The sequence below is a fragment of the Acidobacteriota bacterium genome (assembly GCA_029861955.1).
Taxonomy (GTDB): domain Bacteria; phylum Acidobacteriota; class Polarisedimenticolia; order Polarisedimenticolales; family Polarisedimenticolaceae; genus JAOTYK01.
In genome coordinates, this window is the sequence record JAOTYK010000006.1 from 1 (window position 1) to 19,493 (window position 19,493).

General features: G+C 61.7%; 19 protein-coding genes. 12 read left to right on the plus strand and 7 right to left on the minus strand.

Annotated elements, in window-relative coordinates; all coding sequences use genetic code 11:
- Window positions 1-157: 157 nt before the first annotated feature.
- The 4 genes from OES25_03840 (at window position 158) to OES25_03855 (ending at window position 4,806) form a co-directional block, all read left to right on the plus strand.
- Entirely contained in the window at window positions 158-1,159 is a 1,002-nt protein-coding gene (locus OES25_03840; protein ID MDH3626769.1) for a VWA domain-containing protein, read from the plus strand.
- A 114-nt stretch (window positions 1,160-1,273) separates the two neighbouring features.
- Window positions 1,274-1,927 carry an OmpA family protein gene (locus OES25_03845; GenBank protein ID MDH3626770.1) on the plus strand — a complete coding sequence of 218 codons (654 nt, stop codon included), beginning with the start codon at window positions 1,274-1,276 and terminating at the stop codon, window positions 1,925-1,927.
- 111 nt (window positions 1,928-2,038) lie between these two features.
- A complete protein-coding gene (locus OES25_03850) occupies window positions 2,039-3,913 on the plus strand; it encodes a bifunctional homocysteine S-methyltransferase/methylenetetrahydrofolate reductase (protein ID MDH3626771.1) in 1,875 nt (624 codons plus the stop codon).
- A 158-nt stretch (window positions 3,914-4,071) separates the two neighbouring features.
- On the plus strand, window positions 4,072-4,806 hold the full coding sequence (locus tag OES25_03855) for a porin family protein (protein ID MDH3626772.1): 735 nt from the start codon (window positions 4,072-4,074) through the stop codon (window positions 4,804-4,806).
- 85 nt (window positions 4,807-4,891) lie between these two features.
- On the opposite strand, the gene OES25_03860 is transcribed toward OES25_03855, so the two are convergent.
- Window positions 4,892-5,578, minus strand: a complete 687-nt coding sequence (locus tag OES25_03860; GenBank protein MDH3626773.1) for a response regulator — start codon at window positions 5,576-5,578, stop codon at window positions 4,892-4,894.
- A complete protein-coding gene (locus tag OES25_03865) occupies window positions 5,575-6,327 on the minus strand; it encodes a LysM peptidoglycan-binding domain-containing M23 family metallopeptidase (protein ID MDH3626774.1) in 753 nt (250 codons plus the stop codon). Before OES25_03865 ends, OES25_03860 begins: the two co-directional genes overlap by 4 nt.
- A gap of 163 nt (window positions 6,328-6,490) precedes the next feature.
- Between OES25_03865 and hflK the strand changes: the two genes are divergently transcribed.
- From hflK to OES25_03890, 5 genes are all read left to right on the plus strand, one after another.
- A complete protein-coding gene (hflK, locus tag OES25_03870) occupies window positions 6,491-7,480 on the plus strand; it encodes an FtsH protease activity modulator HflK (protein MDH3626775.1) in 990 nt (329 codons plus the stop codon).
- Window positions 7,477-8,412 carry a protease modulator HflC gene (gene hflC / locus OES25_03875; protein ID MDH3626776.1) on the plus strand — a complete coding sequence of 312 codons (936 nt, stop codon included), beginning with the start codon at window positions 7,477-7,479 and terminating at the stop codon, window positions 8,410-8,412. The genes hflK and hflC overlap by 4 nt, the downstream gene beginning before the upstream one ends.
- A 19-nt stretch (window positions 8,413-8,431) precedes the next feature.
- Window positions 8,432-9,553: an XdhC family protein gene (locus tag OES25_03880; GenBank protein MDH3626777.1), complete on the plus strand. Its 1,122-nt coding sequence runs from the start codon at window positions 8,432-8,434 to the stop codon at window positions 9,551-9,553.
- The gene (locus OES25_03885; GenBank protein ID MDH3626778.1) at window positions 9,550-10,143 is read left to right on the plus strand and encodes a nucleotidyltransferase family protein; all 594 of its coding nucleotides are present in this window, start codon (window positions 9,550-9,552) and stop codon (window positions 10,141-10,143) included. Before OES25_03880 ends, OES25_03885 begins: the two co-directional genes overlap by 4 nt.
- Before the next feature lie 102 nt (window positions 10,144-10,245).
- Window positions 10,246-11,394 carry a TlpA family protein disulfide reductase gene (locus OES25_03890; GenBank protein MDH3626779.1) on the plus strand — a complete coding sequence of 383 codons (1,149 nt, stop codon included), beginning with the start codon at window positions 10,246-10,248 and terminating at the stop codon, window positions 11,392-11,394.
- An 11-nt stretch (window positions 11,395-11,405) separates the two neighbouring features.
- Here the strand turns inward: OES25_03890 and OES25_03895 are convergent, their stop codons facing one another.
- From OES25_03895 to OES25_03905, 3 genes are all read right to left on the minus strand, one after another.
- Window positions 11,406-12,158, minus strand: coding sequence for an HAD-IA family hydrolase (locus OES25_03895; GenBank protein ID MDH3626780.1), 753 nt, complete (start codon window positions 12,156-12,158; stop codon window positions 11,406-11,408).
- Window positions 12,155-12,904 carry a hypothetical protein gene (locus tag OES25_03900; protein ID MDH3626781.1) on the minus strand — a complete coding sequence of 250 codons (750 nt, stop codon included), beginning with the start codon at window positions 12,902-12,904 and terminating at the stop codon, window positions 12,155-12,157. Before OES25_03900 ends, OES25_03895 begins: the two co-directional genes overlap by 4 nt.
- Window positions 12,905-12,993: 89 nt before the next feature.
- On the minus strand, window positions 12,994-14,094 hold the full coding sequence (locus tag OES25_03905; GenBank protein ID MDH3626782.1) for a PP2C family protein-serine/threonine phosphatase: 1,101 nt from the start codon (window positions 14,092-14,094) through the stop codon (window positions 12,994-12,996).
- A gap of 231 nt (window positions 14,095-14,325) precedes the next feature.
- On the opposite strand from OES25_03905, the gene OES25_03910 reads away from it, so the two are divergent.
- Genes OES25_03910 through OES25_03920 form a run of 3 tightly spaced genes read left to right on the plus strand, consistent with a single transcriptional unit; the run spans window position 14,326 to window position 16,901 of the window.
- Window positions 14,326-15,063, plus strand: a complete 738-nt coding sequence (locus OES25_03910; protein ID MDH3626783.1) for an ABC transporter ATP-binding protein — start codon at window positions 14,326-14,328, stop codon at window positions 15,061-15,063.
- On the plus strand, window positions 15,060-15,842 hold the full coding sequence (locus OES25_03915) for a hypothetical protein (GenBank protein MDH3626784.1): 783 nt from the start codon (window positions 15,060-15,062) through the stop codon (window positions 15,840-15,842). The genes OES25_03910 and OES25_03915 overlap by 4 nt, the downstream gene beginning before the upstream one ends.
- Window positions 15,843-15,848: 6 nt before the next feature.
- A complete protein-coding gene (locus OES25_03920; GenBank protein ID MDH3626785.1) occupies window positions 15,849-16,901 on the plus strand; it encodes a hypothetical protein in 1,053 nt (350 codons plus the stop codon).
- On the opposite strand, the gene OES25_03925 is transcribed toward OES25_03920, so the two are convergent.
- Together OES25_03925 and OES25_03930 are read right to left on the minus strand one after the other, a co-directional pair.
- Window positions 16,898-17,818, minus strand: a complete 921-nt coding sequence (locus OES25_03925) for a hypothetical protein (protein ID MDH3626786.1) — start codon at window positions 17,816-17,818, stop codon at window positions 16,898-16,900. The two genes, OES25_03920 and OES25_03925, sit on opposite strands and share 4 nt — an antisense overlap.
- Window positions 17,819-19,459 carry an alkaline phosphatase family protein gene (locus OES25_03930; protein ID MDH3626787.1) on the minus strand — a complete coding sequence of 547 codons (1,641 nt, stop codon included), beginning with the start codon at window positions 19,457-19,459 and terminating at the stop codon, window positions 17,819-17,821.
- Window positions 19,460-19,493: the final 34 nt, after the last annotated feature.

Below are 19,493 nucleotides of genomic sequence, written 5' to 3' on the forward strand. Positions count from 1 at the left end.
TTGAGGGGGGGGGTGAGGCCGATTCTGCTGCATCGATGCAGGATGACCGATTCGGTGCTCGCCACGTGCCATCCGGGACGGTCGGCATATATTGATGGGGGGAGGGACGTCGATCGGCCGCTCGATCGGGCCCCGGCCCCTTTTCACGGAGTTCGCAATGATTGCCCGATTTTTGGCCCTGATCTTACTCACGACGATTTCGGGGGCCATGGCGACCGATCCGCCGGCGGAGAAGTCCGTCTCCCCCGAGAGTCGCCCACGGGGGATCGCGAGTCATACGGCGATCTCCGATGAGCGGATCGACGAGTTGCTGGCACTCCATCACACCGAGACCGACAACGTTCGCCTGGTGCTTCTACCGGTCGTCGTGACCAACAAAAAGGGTCGGGTCGTCGAAGGGCTCGGCCTCCAGGACTTCGCGCTTTCCGAGGACCGTGTCCCACAGCAGATCGAGCACCTGTTCACGGAGGAGGATGTCCCGATCTCCCTGGCGTTTCTCTTGGACCTGTCGGGCAGCATGGCCCAGGAGGAGAAGCTCGAAGAGGCCAAACACGCGATCCAGGTATTCGTCCATTCGCTGCAGTCCGACGATCGATTCGGGTTGATCGGGTTTGCCGATCGCCAGGTCACGTGGATTACCGAGTTTACGGGCGACATCGATAACTTCGATCGCCGACTCGGGGTTCAGGAGGGGTACGGACAGACCGCTCTCTTCGACGCGATCGCCGCCACTCCCGGCCTCGTCGATGGCTCCGTCGAGGGGCGGAAGGCGATCGTCCTGATCACCGACGGAAACGATAATTCCAGCAAACTCGACAAGTTCAGCGCGGTGGCGCTGGCTCGACGGGTCCCGGTGCCGATCTACACGATCGGCTTCTCCTCGATCTCCTCCGGAGTCCTGCCTCGTGGTTACGTCCCGAAGAGCCTGCAGGCTATCTCCCGATTCTCCGAGGAAACCGGGGGAAATCTCTTCGTCGTTCATGATCCAAGTGACCTGAAAGAGGCAGTTCTGAGAATCCAGTCGGAGCTGCGGACCCAGTATGTCGTGAGCTATCGCCCCACCCGGCAGCTCTGGGACGGCTCCTTCCGCAAGATCAAACTATCGGCCGGAAAACAGCGAATCGTCCACACCCGCACCGGCTACTACGCCCAGCCCTAGGCCCTCACCCGCAGGGGTTTGCAACAAACGGCGGTGGCCGTTAGAGTTGCCCCAGACGCCGGTGCCCGGTGCTGCGTCCTAAAGGTCAAGTTCCCTACACGGATGAGGAGTCCCATGATGCGTCGACATACCGTCCTGATCGCCGTCCTTGCCGCTGCAGTGCTGGCGGGGCAGGGCTGCGTGACGAAAAAACTATTCAGAAAGAACGTCGAAGAGAACGACACCCGCGTCGGCACTGTCGAGAGCAGCGTCGAGGCCAACCAACGACGGATTGGCGACCTGAAGACGGAGACTGATCAGAAGATCAGCGACCTCGAGGGCGAGACCGCGAAGGCTCGTCAGGCCGGTGAGCAGGCGATGGGTCGTGCCGATACGGCGTACGAAGTTGCCGAGCGTGCGGAACGCGGTCGCTTGCTCTGGAGCGTGACGTTGACGGATGACAGTGTCCGTTTCACGTTTGGCGAAGCTTCGATCCCCAGCGAGGCCGCCGCGGTGCTCGATGACCTCGCGTCGAACATCAAGGATTACGGCAAGGCCGTCTACATCGAGATCGAGGGTCATACCGACGCGACAGGTGACGAGGCGTGGAACGTGAGCCTCGGCGAGAAGCGGGCCATGGCCGTTCGCAACTACCTCGCCAGCCACGGTAATATTCCGCTTCATGCGATGAACACGATCTCGATGGGCGAGTCCCAGCCGGTCGCGGATAACTCGACGTCCGCAGGTCGAGCACAGAATCGTCGCGTCGTGGTTCGAGTTCTCGAATAGAGACCCGAGTCCACAGCTAGAGAGTTCATTCGAGAGCCGGGTCCTGAAGGGCCCGGCTCTTTCCGTGTCATGGGGTTTGACCCGCCGCTCCAATCGCCTTATAAGTCCTTCATGTCCCGAGATTTCCGTCGCTGGTTGGCCGATCGTATCGTCGTCTTCGATGGCGCGATGGGGACCGTGCTCTACAGCCAGGGTGTTTTCATCAATCGGTGCTTCGACGAGTTGTGTGTCTCGTCGCCGTCGTCGGTTCTCGATGTCCATCGAAGCTACGTCAACGCCGGCGTCGATGTCATCGAGACCAATACCTTCGGCGCGACCCGCCCGAAACTGGATCAGCACGGATTCGGGGACCGTGTCGCCGAGATCAACGAGGCCGGTGCCAGGCTGGCACGGGAGGCCGCCGGCGAGAAGATCCTCGTGGCCGGAGCGATGGGTCCGCTGGGTGTTCGGATCGAGCCCTGGGGGCCTACATCGACCGACGAGGCGAGTGAGTTCTTCCGGGAACAGGTCGCCGCACTGCTGGCCGGAGGGGTCGATCTGTTTTCCGTGGAAACGTTCTCGGACCTCACGGAGATCGAGGCGGCGATTCGAGCGATACGCGGCCTCAGCGATCTACCGATCGTGGCCCAGCTCACGATTGATGACGACGGGACCAGTCTTGAGGGTGCGCCACCGGCGGTATTCGGCCCGCGACTCAACGGGCTCGATGTCGATGCGATTGGCGTGAATTGTTCCGTAGGGCCGGCGGCGATGCTAAAGGCTGTCGAGAATCTAATCGATCTGGTCGACAAGCCGGTCATCGCGCAACCCAATGCCGGCAAGCCCCGTGTCGTCGAAGATCGGAACTTCTATCTTTGCAGCCCGGAGTACATGGCCACGTTCGCGCGACGGATGATCCGCGCCGGCGCACGGATCGTCGGCGGGTGCTGTGGAACCACGCCGGAACATCTGAAAGCGATCCGACGTGCGGTGCGAGCCGAGGAACCCGCCCGTCGTCGTTCGACCGTGACGGTCGAAGAGACGGAATCCCACGACGACGCGGTTGAGCCGGTTCCGTTCACCCAGCGATCACGGTTCGCGAAAGCGATCGCCGCCGGGACGACGGTCGTCAGCGTCGAGATGCTGCCGCCGAAAGGACACGACCTGACCCGCAACTTGCGGGGTGCCGCTCGCCTCCATCAGACCGGAGTCGATGTGATCAACATTCCGGATGGCCCCCGGGCCTCTGCTCGCATGAGTCCGATGGCGATGGCCGTTCGACTTGAAAACGAGATCGGGATCGAGTCTCTGATCCACTACTGTTGCCGCGATCGCAACCTCCTGGGGATGCAATCCGATCTCCTCGGTGCCCATTCGTTCGGACTCCGCAATCTTCTGGTGATCACGGGCGATCCGCCCAAACTCGGTGATTATCCGGACGCTACGGCGGTCTTTGACGTGGACGCGATCGGCCTCACGAACATGGTCAGCCGTCTGAACCACGGGCTTGACGTGGGTGGCAATAAGATCGGGGAGCCGACCGCGTTCTGCATGGGCGTGGGAGTCGATCCTTGCTACCCGGACTTGAAGCGCGAGATCGCTCGCTTCGAGTGGAAAGTCGAGGCCGGTGCCGAGTACTGCATCACTCAGCCGGTGTTCGATACGGAAGCACTCCTGTCGTTCCTCGAGCAGGTCAAGCATGTCCGCATCCCGGTGATCGCCGGGATCTGGCCGCTCGTCTCCTATCGAAATGCCGAGTTCATGAACAACGAGGTGCCGGGGGTCAACGTCCCGGCTTGGATCCTTGAGCGCATGCGAGGCGTCGAGACGCGGGAGGCTGCCCGCTACGAGGGGACGCAGATCGCGCAGGAGATGCTGGAACAGCTGCTCCCCCACGTACAGGGCGTGCAGATCGCCGCGCCGTTCGGTCGAGTCGAGACCGCCATCGATGTCGCGTCGGTGATTCCGAAGGAGCGCCGCACGGCGCCACCGGAAGAATCCGACTGATACCCAGAGAGAACTGACTGTCCCCGCCGGGCGACACCTCCCCACCGACGGGCGCCCAATTCCCCGAGAATAGGCCACTTCTGCGGCTGGCCCGACCCTTGCAATATGAGTTCATCGACTTGCTAGCCGGCGCATGGAGCGCCCGAAGAGGAAGAACGATGAGACGAACTATCCCGATCCTGGCAGTGACCGCCCTGGCCTTGATGGGCCTCTCCACCGCGTTGGCAGATCCGATCTCCGCAGGACGCCCCGACCGCGGTTTTCAGGTTCGCGTCGGTGCGTTCATGCCGGACGGTGGTGGAGACTTCTGGGACGACAACGAAGATGTCTTCACGCTGAACGCGGGCGATTTCGATGATTTCAATCTCGGTGTGACCTACCTGTACGGCTGGAGTAACCACCTCGAATTCGGTGTCAACCTCGACTTCTTCGACGCGACGGTCCTCTCGGAGTACCAGGCGTTCACCGATGGAGCGGGCTTTCCGATCTTCCATGACACTCGCCTGGCGACCGTGCCACTGACGGCAGACGTACGGTTCATCCCCGGCGGTCGTTTCAGCAATCGCGGGCGGGGTCAGTTTGAAACGCGCCCCATGCTCTTCGTCGGCGCCGGTGCCGGGATCAACTTCTGGGAATACGAAGAATTCGGTGACTTCATCGACTTCGATGACCCGGCGCAGCCCATCGTGTTTGGCGTCTTCGCCGATCGCGGAACGGCATTCGAGACCCACGTCCTGGCAGGCTTCGAGTTTCCCATTTCTCCCCGAGTCAACATCCTCGGCGAGGGCCGATACACCTGGTCCGACGACACCCTGAACGACGACTTCGCCGGGCTCGGCAAGATCGAGTTGGGCGGCGCGTCAGCGAGCGTCGGTGTCTCGGTCCGCTTCTGATCTGGTTTCGACTTGTGGACCGGAGGGCGTCAATTCTCTACCCCACGCCATGCGCTCTCCGGTTCACAAATTTCAGGGCTGACGCCTACTCTTCGCCGTCGGGTTCGATGCCTAGCAGGCTGTCGACCTTTCGTGCGAGCGATTCCCCGACATTCATACCCTTGATGACGATGTCATCGGCGCCGAGGCGATGGAGTTCATCCCACGAGTCGCCATACATCTCGGACTCGTCCTTGGCGGTGTAGATCAGGATGCTGCAGGGCTTCTCCGGGAACGAGCGGAGGAGATCGATTCCGGACTCACCGCCATCGAGCGTGAGGTCGAGCACCATCAGATCGATGCCGCCGCCGCGAAGGATGTCGTAGGCCTGCTGTCGAGTCTCGGCCGTCCGAACTTCGTAGTTGTCCTTAAGCGCATCACTGGCGATCTCACGAAAATATGCCATGTCCTCGACGATGAGCACGGTCGGGCGCGCCGGGGCCCCGCGGGGTGACTCCTGGCTGCCCGGTTCGAAGTGGAGGCTGCAGCGGGGGCAAACCACCTGACCCACCGCCGGCGGAGCGAGGGTTGCCGTCTCCGTCTCCGTCGCCGTGGCTGTGGCTGTGGCGGAGGCAGAGGCGAGTGGCGCTGCCGCTTCCGGACCTGACGTCGCGGCGACGCCCGTGGTGGAGATCGGCGAATGACAATCCGGGCAGGGGAACCCCTGACCCAGCGATTGTTCGTCCACCAGGAATCCCTTGCTGCAATGTTCGCATCGGATCTCGAATTTCATCGTCCGGGTCCTCCGGCAATTCGTAGCAGGAGCGGATCGATCGGCGCATCGTTTCGTCGCAATTCGAAGTGGCAGTGCGGGCCCGTAGCGTTGCCGGATTGTCCCAATCGGGCGATGGGCGTCCCGCGGGTCACGCGCTGACCTACTCGGACCAGCAGTTCCGAGTTGTGTGCGTAGAGCGTTTGTAGGCCGTGGCCATGATCAAGCATCACGGTCTTTCCGTAGCCACGCATGCCGCTGCCGCTGTAGGTGACCCGGCCGTCGAGCGACGCAACGATCTTCGCCCCGTAACCCGCCTGGACATCGATCCCCATGTGGCGTCGGCCCCCACGCGGAGCACCAAACTCGGATATCAGTCGCCCGCCCGGGACGGGCCACGCCCATTCGTTTCCGTCGATCGATTCGACGACGCGGCGTTCGCCGGTCGATGAGCCGCGAGGGTCGGCGGGGTAGTCCGGGATCACTCGAAGCGTGTGTGCGCCCGGAATCCAGAGGGGCTGTCCGATCTCGAGCGGGATTTCGGTGTCGATGTGGTTGACCGCGATCAGCGCGTCGACCGTTAGCCCGTAGGCCGTGGCGATGCGCCAGAGCGTCTGACCCGCCAGAACGTCGTGGTACAGCCCAGCCCGATCCGGGAGCGTCTCGCCAACGGTGGAGGGTTGGAAGGCGGCCTGTCGACCGGCGCAACCCGCCGTCGCACCGATCAGCAGCGCGACCGCGAACCCGAGTTTCTTACACCGACAGTTCATATATGTAAAATTCCGATTCTCCATATAAATCATAAACCCCAAAGAGGTCCCAGTCCAGCATGAAATAAAGCCCCGGTTCTCGGGTACTCATCGTCGGGGGGGATTCATTCCCACCTTGAGACGACTGCTAGACTGAGCCTCGTTCCCACCAAGGAGAAGATGTATGAGTGATCCGAATATTCGGGGGGTTCCTCGGCCGCCCAACTTCAAGCCACCCCAGTTTTCACCACGATGGATCCTGACCGCCGCCCTGGGGATTGTGGTCCTGGTCATGGTGTTCTCGATGGGACATTCGATCCAACCCGAAGAGCTCGGCGTCGTCACGACGTTTGGAAGCTACAGCCGGACGATCGAACCGGGATTCCGGGTGACCTGGCCCGCACCGATTCAGAAGGTGCAGAAGGTCCCAGTCCAGAGACAACTCAAGCAAGAGTTCGGTTTCCGTACCGTACGGGCGGACACGCGTAGTCAGTTCGACTCCCGATCGTTTGCGGAAGAGTCGTTGATGCTCACCGGCGATCTGAACGTGGCCGAGGTCAGCTGGATCACCCAGTATCGCATCGACGACCCGTTCAAGTATCTCTTCAAGGTCGATCGGGTCAGTCACACCTTCCGCGATATGAACGAGGCCATCATGCGTGCGGTCATCGGCGACCGCAGCGTCACCGAAGTTCTGACGGTCGGTCGCCAGGAGATCGCCTCCGAGGTCGAAGTTCGATTGCAGGAACTTTGCGATAGCTACGAAACCGGGATCAAGGTGGACCAGATCGTCCTACAGGACGTCACCCCGCCGGACGAGGTCAAGCCGTCGTTCAACGAGGTCAACCAGGCGCAGCAGGAGAAGGAACGACTGATCAACGAAGCCCGTTCCGAATTCAACCGGATCATCCCGCGTGCCCGCGGCGAAGCGCAGCAGGTGCTTCAGGAAGCCGAGGGCTATGCCACGAATCGGGTGAACCGTGCAAAGGGCGATGCAGCTCTGTTCAACGAGCTGCTTAGCGCATACAAGCGAGCGCCGGATGTCACACGTCGTCGTATTTATCTGGAGGCGATGCAGGACATCTACCCGACCATCAAGACCAAGGTGGTCATCGACGCCGACCTGAAGGGGCTTCTACCGCTCCTGAACCTCGGCGGGGAGACAAAGCCATGAAGAAACTAGGTGGTCTCTTCATATTCATACTCGTCGTCGCGGCGGTCATCGTGGCCACCGGTTCGCTCTACGTGGTGGACGAGACGCAGCAGGTCGTCATCACGAGATTCGGTGAGCCGATCGGCGAGCCGATCACGACACCGGGCCTGAAATTGAAATTCCCCTTCGTCGACACGGTGAATCGATTCGAGAAGAGATTCCTTGCCTGGGACGGCGATCGCAATCAGCTTCCCACCAAGGACAAACGATTCATCTACGTCGATACCTACGCGCGTTGGAGAATCACCGATCCGTTGAAGTTCTTCCAGCGTCTGCGAGACGTACGTGGTGCCCAGTCGCGTCTGGACGATATCCTCGACGGTGAGACGCGTAACACGATTGCGCGATACCACCTGATCGAGGTTGTGCGTAGCACCAACCGCGAGTTCAAGGCCAACGACGATCTGGTGGAAAGCAACGATCGCGTGATCGAGGCCATCACCTTTGGTCGCGGCAAGTTGACCGAGGAAGTACTCGCGACCGCACAGACCCGCGTGGGGGATCTCGGCATCGAGATCCTCGATTTCCGGTTCAAGCGCCTGAACTACGTCAACGAGGTCCGTCAAGAGGTCTACGCTCGAATGATCTCCGAAAGGAATCGGATCGCCGAGAAGTTCAGAGCCGAGGGTGCGGGCGAAGCCGCTCGCATCAGTGGTGAGAAGGACAAGGTGTTGAAGGAGATCCAGTCCGAGGCCTACCGCGATGCGCAGATTATCAAGGGCAAGGCGGACGCCGAGGCCGCAGATCTCTATGCCGCGGCGTACAACCGGGATCCGGATTTCTATCGGTTCATGAAATCGATGGAGGTTCTCGAGAACACACTGGACAGCAACACCACGCTGTTACTCGGAACCGACGGTGATCTACTTCGCTATCTCGAGAGGATGCGCTGACGCTAGCGGGGAGTCCCACTTGACCGACGTCGGCAAGATCATCGACGCGTATCGGGCGGCTATCGAGTCGAACCGAACGGGTGTGCTGGCGACCATCGTCCATGTCGAAGGGTCGGCGTATCGCCGGCCGTCGGCACGGATGTTGTGGCTCGAGGGTGGCGATCGTATCGGGGCGATCACCGGCGGTTGTCTTGACGCCGAGCTGGATCAACAGGCCAGAGAGGTGCTTCGCAGTGGGGAGCGGAAGACGCTGACCTACGATCTTCGATCTCCCGACGATATTCTCTGGGGATCGGGGTCGGGTTGCCCCGGTGAAGTGCAGATCCTCCTGGAGCCGCTCGAGGCCGAGCTGCCCGGGGACCTGAACTTCATCGCGGCATGCCGCGAGGCACGTCGCAGCGGGGTCGTCGCGACGGTGTTTGATGCCCCACCGGCGGGACCGATCTCCGTGGGCCTGCGCCAGTTGTTGGTCTCGTCCGACGAACCCATCGCTCTATCGAAGTCGCCGTCGCCGACGCTTCAGAGCGCACTCGATGACGTCTGGAACGAGCGTCGAACCCGATCGATTCGTTACCAGGATGACGCGGGGCGCGTCGGCGTCCTGCTGGAGTATGTCGAGTTGGCACCCAACCTGGTGGTGTTCGGCGCGGGTGACGATGCCCGGCCCCTCGTCCGACTGGCCGCGGAGTGCGGCTGGGTCGTGCAGGTTCAGGATGCACGTCCGGCGTACGCGTCCGACGATCGATTTCCGGCGGCGGATCGAGTCTCGTGTGTCCCGGTCTCAAACTTGGACCCGTCGATGTTCCCGGTTGATCGCGCGACGGCGGTCGTCTTGATGACCCATCATTTTCTCAACGACCTGGAGATCTTGAAGCAGTTGTTGCCGACGGCCATCCCCTACGTGGCAACTCTGGGACCCATCGCGCGTGCGAAAGAACTGCGTAACCGACTGATCGACGACGATGTGTTCCGAGCTGACGATCCGCCGACGAACTGGTACGCACCGGCGGGTCTGGATATCGGGTCGGAGACGGCGGAGGAGATCGCGTTAGCCATCCTCGCGGAGGCCCGCGCGGTGCTGTCGGGGCGACTGGGTGAATCCCTTCGCGAGCGACGACGATCGCTCCACCAGGTTCGATGACGGCGGCGATCCTGCTCGCCGCCGGCGGGGGGAGGCGACTCGGTCAGATCAAGCCGCTTCTGACCCACCATGGAACGCCGCTGGTTCAGCGCGCCGTGACGGCCGCTCGCGAAGTGGGTTGCCGACCGATCGTGGTGGTGACCGGGTTTGGCGAGTCGCAGGTCCTCGAGGTTCTCGCCGGTCAGAACGTGCTGACGGTCTCCAATCCCCGGTGGGAGCGGGGGATCGCATCCAGCATACGGACCGGCGTGGCGGCGCTCGGACCCCAGGTCGGATCTACCCGATCGGTCCTGCTTCTTGTTTGCGATCAGCCGGCGTTGGATGCCTCGGTTCTCGGGCGTCTCCTGGCGACGCACGACGACCACGCCGATCGCATCACCGCGTGTGAGTACGCCGAGACCTGCGGGACGCCTGCGGTTTTCGGCGTGTCGTGGTTGGACGACCTCAGGAGTCTGAGAGGGGATACCGGAGCTCGGCAGATCTTTGAACGCGCAGGAGATCGGCTCCACCGGGTTGTCTGGCCGGCAGGGGCCAACGACGTGGATTGCCCGGAAGATCTGCATCATCTCGACGCCCCACCCGACGGATAGCCGCTCCTCGGAGGCCGGGTGGGCAGGCGTGTTGACCGACCCTAACCTATACTGATAGCGAAATATTGAATTGCGGTTCGCGGTCGTCCAACGAGGAATTAGATGAAGGTCTTTCGTCCATCCGTGTCGCTCATCGCCGTATTGTTCGGCACATTTTTCGGCGGTATGACCGCGTGCGCCCAGCCGGTCGATGGCGGAGAGCCGGCGACCCCGGCCCAGCAGACGCAACGCACCCAACAGGCTCAACCGGCCGAGCAGGCGCAAAAGACCCAGCAACCCCAACTTCCGCGGGTACAACCCGCCACCATGGAGTCGGTGTTTCCGGCCTACTCGTACAAGAATCTCAACACCGCAGCGGGCGGCCCGGCGACGATCGATCTAGCGACGTACATCGGCAAGACCCCACTCGCGTTGTATTACTGGATTCCCGGGCACGCGAGATCCGATGAAGTGCTCAAGCAAGTTCAGTCCCTCGTCGCCGCGGCGGGCGGGCCCGACAAACTCACATTGATAGCCGTGACGCTTCCGAAGCCGGGGCTCGAAGCCAGTGTCGTCCAGACGCGGGCGACGGAACACGGGGTGACGGTTCCCGTTCTCGATGACAGCGAGTTTCGCATCGGGCAGCAATTGCGGGTTCAGTCGGTGCCGAATCTCACACTGATCGACGGCAAGGGCATGCTTCGATTGTCCAATGGCGCCTCGCTGAAGCAGGTCATCGGCTACAAGCTAACCGTCGAGGCGGCGGTTCAACGTCTGGCAGAGAGCGGGAAGCTCGGCACGTACGGGTTCCTCGACTACTACGCCGCGGTTGAAGAGTTGGTGGGGCAGCCGGCGCCGGATTTCAAGGCACCTCTGATCTCGACAAGTGTCGAGCAACGCTGGTCCAGCATGATCCAGAAGGAGAAGGTCAATCTCCTCATCTTCTGGTCGGTGGACTGTCCGCACTGCAGGAAGACGATGCCGCAGATCAGCGAGTGGTTCAAGGGCAACGGGACGGGATTCAATGTCGTCAGCGCAGCGTTCGTCAAGAACGACGCCGTACGAACGAAGACCAAGGAATACTGTGAGGCCAACAGTTTCTCGTTTCCGACGCTCGTAGATAGCGACCAGAAGGTCGCGGCGCTCTACAGCGTGACGTCGACACCGACGATTCTGGTGGTTCGGGGCGACGGCGTGATCGATTCGGTCCTGCTCACGACGGACGATAGCTTCCCGACCAAGATGCGCGAAATACGCGAACGCCTGATGTGAGTTAGCGTCGGTCAGCGGGACTCATAGATCGGCGCGCCCGATCTGGCGATCTGCGGAAGCCGCCAGAGATCGGGCAGAACCCCCGGTGTCGTCTCGTCTAACCGGCCGCGTCGATTGACGACCATGGCGTCGATTCCGGCGGCGCTGGCCCCGCCGGCATCCAGGTCCGGCATGTCGCCGATGTGCAGCACTTCATTCGGGCGAACGCCGAGTCGATCTAATGCAACCATGAACAGCTCCGGAGACGGTTTCTCGATTCCCTCCAGGTGAGAGACGACGACCGTCTCGAACGGGTCGTGAAGATCGAGCGCGTCGAGGATGCGGGGTAGATTCGAGTCCCAGTTGGATACCACCCCGAGTCGCACACCCTGCTCATCGAGGGCGGCGAGCGTCGGGATCACGTCATCGAAGACCGACCAGGCCCTACGATCGAGAAAGGCCTCGCGTATCTCGGTCAACGCCTGATTCGCCTTCTCATCGGCAAGGGGGCGACCCGCAATACGGGTGACCACTTGCTGAACGAATCGTCTCCAGAACTCTTCCTCACCACCGCCAAAGACGCGAAAGCGATCGGTGCCCGGTGGTAGGTCCTGTGGGATCGCCGTCCACAGTTCCTGAATCACACGCCGCAATTGATCCGCCTCGGCGGTGACTCCGTGAGCGGCCAGGACCCGTGAGTAGACGACACCGAACGGGGGATCCGCGGTGATGAGCGTTTCTCCGACATCCAGCAGAATCGTCGAATAGCGGAGATCAGACGTCACTCGGCGACGCGAAACGTCTGGTCGTCGAACGACGGTTTGAACGTGATCGAATCCAACTCGACTCGCCCGACCGACGATCCGTCAAAGGATACCTCCCACCGATGAGGAATCCAGCGCCCCTCGACGTCGCGGTAGTCGCCGTACTCGAATGCGAGGGTTCCCGGGCTCTGCTGAATCGGATGGCGGCCCTTGTGAGTCTGTCGCACGATCGTGCCATTGTCGGACACACACAGACTCGACTGGATCGGCTTCAGGGAGACTTCAAGCCACGAACAACCGTTTCCATCCAGCGTCGCGTTCTTCTGGATGGAGAGCGAGGGGTCGCCCGCATTGTGAATCAACGAAAAAAAAGAACGCCGCAGTTCATCGATCTGTGCGCGAGCAGCGCCATCGACCATGGGCAGACTTCGGTCGCCGACCCTGGTGACGCCCGAGTCGCCGTTGACGATCACGACGAGTTCGCCGCCGCCTATCGACGACGTCGAACGGATCCGGTCCGGGAGTTGGTACAGGAACTGTTGCGGGACTGACGTGACCTGATCGCCGAACGACATCACAAAGTTCCCGCGGGCCTCGATCGACGAAAAGTCCGGCTCGGCTCCACCCATCTTCTGAACGACGGTCTGCCAACTCTTCGTCGCGACCCCGGTGGGGGACTCTTCGGATCGTGCAGGGACCGAGAGAGAAAGACCCAGCACGATCAGAAGCGCTGCGCCGGCGTTGCAAATCGTTCGCGTGGTGTTCATGGTCTCTCGCTTAGGCCCCGTGTATTTAGTAATCCCCTTAATCTTGCCCCAACCGCGGAGGTCTCTCAAGTTGATCGGGGTTTTTAAGGTCAGGTTCGGACGAGAATGACCAGCGAGAGGTCGTCTCCCGGCCGCTGATCCGCCAGAAAGCGATCGACCGCGCGCAGTACCTTGCGGCCCGCCTGCTCCGCCGTGAGGCCGCGCAGGTCCGGCAGCATCGCCTCGAGTTTGTCATTCCCGAAGTCCTGCCCGTCCTCGTCTTCGGCCTCGGTCAGTCCATCCGAGTAGATGATGAGGAGTTCGCCCTTGCAGATTCGCACGGATTCCTCACGGTACTGAGTACCCGGCATCATCCCCAACGGCATAGCCGAAGCCCCGAGCGTCTCCAGGCGGCCCTCGCGGATGACGTACGCCGGGTTGTGGCCTGCATTGAGGTACCGGATGTCGTCGGAGTCATGTTCGATCTCGGCGTAGAATGCCGTGGCGAATCGATTGTCGATCCCGTCACGGACCAAGATCGTGTTGAGTCGTGCGCCAAGTTCGTCCAGCGATGCCGCGTCCGTGATCAGTGCACTCAGAGTCGCCTGCAACTTTGCGGTCAGTAGGGCGGCTCCAAGACCCTTCCCGGCGACGTCTCCAAGAATGACTCCGTGGCGGAACCCTCCCAGTTCGAGATAGTCGACGAGATCGCCACCGACGTCGTTGGCCGGCCGCGAGTAACTCCAGATCTGCCAGCCCGGGATCTTGGGATGGCTGTTGGGTAGCAACGCCAGCTGAACTTCACGCGCTACCTGGATCTCATCCTTGGCCAACAACTTGTCTTTCAACTCCAGCATCAGGATGACCAGAAGGACGATGAAGCCGGCGGGGCGGAGGTCGGCGCTGATCCTCCGTTCGAAGAGTGTCAGTGAGGTCTGTGCGGCCACGGTGAACAGGAGCGCGGCGAGGAGCGCCAGACGTCGCGCCGGAGACAGCTTGAACAGCAGACCCTTCAGCAGCCAGCCGAGCACCATGAACGCCCGGCGGATCCGTCCGTAATCGGCCAGTTCGGTACGCTTCTCCTCGTCGAGGTAGAAATCGTAGAGGTCCGTGAGCTCTTGCCAGAACCGCCGCTTGATCGAGGTCTTCCGAATATCGTCGAGAACGGTTTGACCCAGACTCTCCTGATTGTTGGAACTGTCGGAGCCCATTCGATGTGATCACCGGGTTCGTCGCCAGGACACGCATCACGCGAGCCGCGTTGGACGAAGCCGGCCCAGTGTACCCTGACCTGCCACGCTCAATCCATGCCGCCGGAGCGCTCACCGCTCAGCGGCTTGCGACAGCCGATCAACGGTATCCTCGGTCTGTCGACCGGTATCGATTCCCTCACGCCCCGGAAGCTGCTAAACAGAGGGGGAGTGAGCGGAGAGGAGAGAGACATGATCGAGGCATCCGGCCTATCGAAAAAGTACGGTGAGTTTCACGCGGTATCGGACCTGAGTTTCTCGATCGCTCCCGGGGAGATCGTGGGTCTCGTCGGTCCCAACGGTGCGGGCAAGACGACCACGCTTCGCTGCCTGACCGGGATCATCCCGCCGACCACCGGCAAGATCACGATCGGCGGCTTCGATCTGCAGGAGCATCCGATCGAGGCCAAGCGACAGTTCGCGTACGTCGCGGATGAACCGAAACTGTTCGACTATTTGACCGTCATCGATCATCTGTCCCTCATCGGACGTCTCTACAACGTGGGAGAAACCCACGAGCGCGCCGAAAAACTCCTAGGTGAATTCGATCTGGATGATCGACGTCTTGCCTATCCGTCTGAACTCTCCCGTGGAATGAAACAGAAGCTCCTGGTCGCGATGGCGCTCTTGCACGAGCCTCGGCTATTGGTGCTCGATGAGCCGCTCACGGGGCTCGATCCCCTGGCGATGCGACGGATGCGGGAGCGAATCCGGGAGGCGGCGTCGACCGGTGTCTCGGTCATCCTGTCTTCTCATATGCTTCAACTCGTTGAGGAACTCTGTGATCGGATCCTGATTCTCCGTCAAGGGAAGAAACTGGCGGAGGGCTCGCTCGACGAGATCCGAACCCGACTGCTGCCGGAGTTGGGAGAGTCTGCCGACCTGGAAGAGGTCTTCCTGCGGGCGACTCAGACGGATGCCGACGAGTGAGGACCCTGTTCTACCTGGCCGGCCGGTCCCTTCGTGGCAGGGCAGTGCGTTGGTTGCGCCAGATCCGTCAGCCCAAGTACGCCGTCGGATCGCTCGTGTTGGTCGTGTGGGTCCTGCTGGTGGGTGTGCGGCCGATCCTCACCAATGTCGATGATCTGGCGTTCATGGGGTTCGTGGACGAATTCAAGCGATTCATTCCGTTGATCCGTTTCGGGGCCGCGATCCTCTTTGCGATCGTGCTCACGGTCATGTGGGTGGTGCCGTTGGGAAAGCTGGGTCTACCGTTCCATCAGGCAGAGCTTCACATCCTGTTGCCCGCCCCGGTGACACGACGGAACCTGATCCAACTTGTCATGCTTCGTGCACAGGTGCCGATCGTTCTCACGGCAACGATCATCTCGTTACTCTCGAGTGACGGTACCGGCGGGGGATTCGCACGCAGCTGGATTTCAATCTGGCTGATCTTCTCGATCTTCGAGTGGAGCAGTCGCTTTCGTGCGATGCACTTCCTTCGTCTCCGATCCTTGCGTGGTTCCGCGGTTCGAGTCGGCTACGGGATCACGATGGCCGTCGCGGCGACGTACGGAATCGTGTTGGTGCTCCGGCTGCGGCGGGTCGTCGTGGAAGTGCAACAGACACTCCTGACGGTCATGGACGGCGGGAACGCCAGACTGAAAGACATCCTCGATGTACTCGAATCCGCCCGGCAAGACGCTGTGCTGACGATCCTCCTCAAGCCGTTCCTCTGGGTTGCCGGCCCGCTGATGACGGAAAGCTAGGGCGAGTTGTTCGTTGCAGCGATCGTCCCGCTTCTGATCCTGGTTGTCCTCCACGAGGGAATCGTTCGGTCTCGTGCGCCCTTCGAAGAACCGTCGCTCAGGCAGGCGGAGGTGGCTCAGGCCCGTCGCGACAAGGCACGCGGCAGGCGGACGACGGGACGCGGCGCGCGGGAATCCGCTGTCTACCGGTTACGCCCCGGGGGTCCCGCGGCAGGTGCGCTCACATGGAAGAACCTGATGCAGATCTCCCGATTTCGTTTCGTAAGGCTGATCCCGCTCGCCGTGCTGGTGCTCGTCTTCTGGGCGGTCGTTCCGTCGCTGATCGGGTCCCCGCCCTGGATCTACAATATCGCGGTCGTCTTCGCGCTCTGGGGTTTCTTCTTCATGCCCCTGATCTCCGCGATGGGCGGGCGAAATGACCTTCGTCGCGAACTCGGCCACATCGAGATGCTCAGAACCTGGCCCATCGGCGCACGATCGCTGGTCTGGGCCGAGGTTGCGTCGCCGGCGATCGTCGGCGCGGCGGTCGCCCTGTTTTCCGGCTTGCTCGGGGTGGCCAGCGTCGTAGGTGCACAACTCTCCGAGCGAATGCATGGGATCGAGCACAACATAAAGATCGGCCCGGATTCCCTGGGTGGAACCGAGACCAGCACGCTGGTGTGGATGCTTCTGGGGTTGGTGTCGTTATGGCCGGTCGCGGCTTCCGCGACGTTTCTTATTTGCTCGCTGCAGAATCTGGCGACGTTGCTGTTTCCCGCCTGGGTCGGGGTCGGCGATCTCAAGCCGAAAGGGATGGCGGCCTCTGGTCAGAATCTCCTTACCGCCCTGGCGTTGGGGTTGGCGATGCTGATCGCGACGATCCCCGGCGCGCTTCTAGTTGCTCTAACGATCTTGCTGTTCGTCGCGACGGGAATCCAACTGGCGCTCTGGCAACTCCCGATCGCGGGCTTGCTGCTTCTTGCTCCGTACTGGCTCGAGATGATCTTCGTCAATCGGATCAGCGCACGTTTGTGGTTGGAGTTGGATCCGTCTGAAGAGATCCTGGAGGGCGGCACCTAGTTGCCGCGAAGACCGTCGTCCATCGGGTAGCGGTACAGCACCGCCGCGATTCCGCCGCGCTCTTCGCTGAGCGTGATGTACCGCGTGGCGTCATGGGACCACGCGATCGCTTCGCCCTGAGGCTCTAACCGGTACGGAAGCTCCTGCGGGGTGACGTCGAATAGCTGCTCAATGCTGTTCCCGGACTCCCTGCGCCAGTATAGAACGTGGGTATAGGTCTTGAGCAGGAGCTCCGTTCCGTCCGAACTGAGATCACCCCCGACAATGTTGGTGAAGGGGATCCGACGAAGACGCTCCAGCTCTCGATCCGCAGACCAGTCGCCGTCGATCGAGGTCTGGTAGACATGAACCTCCGGTGAGCGCTTTGTGATGATGACCATGTTTCGATCCACTGGATCGACAAAGAGTGTCTCGGCGTCTCGTGCGCCGTCGGCATAGCGATACGAGAGCTTCTGAACCTCTTGCTCCACCAGGTGGTCGCCCGGCTTTACGAACTCCAGGTCAGGTTCTTCGATTCGGTAAATGACGACATTCTTTCGATGGGCCGCATTGTCGCCTATGTCGGCGACGTAGAGGTAGTCCCGTTTCGGTTTCGGTCCGGGACCCAGGGCGATATCTTCCCAGTCGACGTTTGTCGCGCCGTCAAGTTCGAACGTCGCCACGTTGGCCCCGCGGACGTCGATGACATACAGCAGCGGCCGATCTCCGCTGTCGTTGTGGGTCCAGAAGTAACCGGGATGACGACGACTGGCGACGATCCCCGAGACCTCGTCGAGTCGCGAGTCCTGTACGGTGTGGGTGCTGACGACCGCTCGAGCCAGGGACGCGTCCGCCTGCTCACCGTCGCACCACCCCGATGACGAGAGAGCGAGGACGATCACGACGACGCCGAAGATGATTCGGTGAGTGCGATCCATCTATCGAATGTAACCCAGGCTTCGCAGTCTCTCCAGATCTTGCTCCCTGTTGGGGCTGTCATCGAGGATTTTCCACGTCTCCTGGACCTTATCCGATGAGCGCTCGGTCCCCGGATAGGTCGGGACCATGACCGGGGGGCGACCGGCAAGCGTCCGGGGAAGAACGAGCGCTTCGGCCACACCGCCATCGGCGGGTGCCCATCGCAACATCCTGCGGTCCTGCGGCAGCCCAAGAAGATAGAGTGCCGTCGGTGCGATGTTGTAGAGGGTCAGCGGGCGTTGGATCTTGCCGGCGACGATGTCGGGGCCTGCGGCGACGACGATCCCCTCGAGACGATGGGAGCCCGACACATCTTCGTGTCGCATGCGGACGGGTGAGAAGTCATGGGTCGTGTCTCCGTCGGCGACCTGCCGGGCCACCAGCGCCTGTGGAGAGAATCGAACCGTAAGCGCCGGCGCATCCGGCGTCCAGCCGGATTGGGCGCTGTGATCGATAATCGATTCGAAGATCGGTTCACCAAGGTCGGTGGTCATCGAGCGGAGTCGGTCCGATAGCTCGTCGGCTCGGGTGTCGTCGCGGGTCACCCAGATTCTCTTGTCATGACGATACGGAGCGCTCAGCGCCCAGGCGTCACCCTCTTCAGGGGCATCCGCATCCATCAGGCCGACGTCCTGCAGCAGGATCTCGAGCTGCAGATGAAACGCCTCCTGTAGGCGTAGAGGCCCTGCCCCGTGGTCCGAGACCAGCAGCAGATTCGCCTCATCGGGCATCCGCTCCAACAACTGGCCAATCAACCCATCGACGAAGCGATAGGCCGTCGCAATTCTGTCTGCACGATCGGATTGGGTTGTTGACGAGCCGGGGAAGACGTCGCTTCCGGGGTCCATGTAACGCCATTCAACATGCTGGGCCACGTCGATCACGGATAGATAGACCGCCACCAGGTCGGCGCTGTCTGCTTCCGGAAGACTGCGGAGGGCGAGGACGTTCCTTGCATCCTCTCGCATGCTGCGGGCGATGAACTCGGAGGTGTCAGGAATCGTCGTATCCATCGCCCATTCGTCGAAACGACCGACGAGAGCCGGTGGATGCACCTGGAGCGGTTCGATCCGACCCGGTTCGAATCCTCGGGAAAGATAGATACCTGCGATCGGTTCGGCGGGGTACGAACCGAACCACCCGATCACCGATGACCGACCGCCGGCGGCACCGACGTGCTCCCAGATAGCGGGGGTCATCCGATGGAGTGGGCCTGCGGTTTCGCCACGCCACTGCCCCGGTCGTTTCTCCACGAAGTTCAGGATTCCGTGGACGAAACGAGGCGTGCCGGTCGCGATGGTCGCCCAGAGTGCGGGGGAGATCGTCGGTTCCTCCGAGACGAGCGTGCCTCGCGCACCTCGATCGATCAGGGATGCCAGGTGGGGGAGTTGCCCACTCTCGAGAAGAGGGTCCAGGAGATCCCAGCTGGCACCATCGACGGCGATCAGCCACAACGGTCGTGTCGGCGCCGCTAACTCTTCGACCGTCGAAGCGGGATAGCTGAGCCCATGGAACTGTCCCGGTTGCGGTTCGGTCGGGAACGCAAGCAGCGGATCCTCATCCGGTGTCCGGCACGAAGCCCCTACAAGAAACAGGATCACGGCAATCGCGACTCGCCGGGTTGCCTCGATCCGT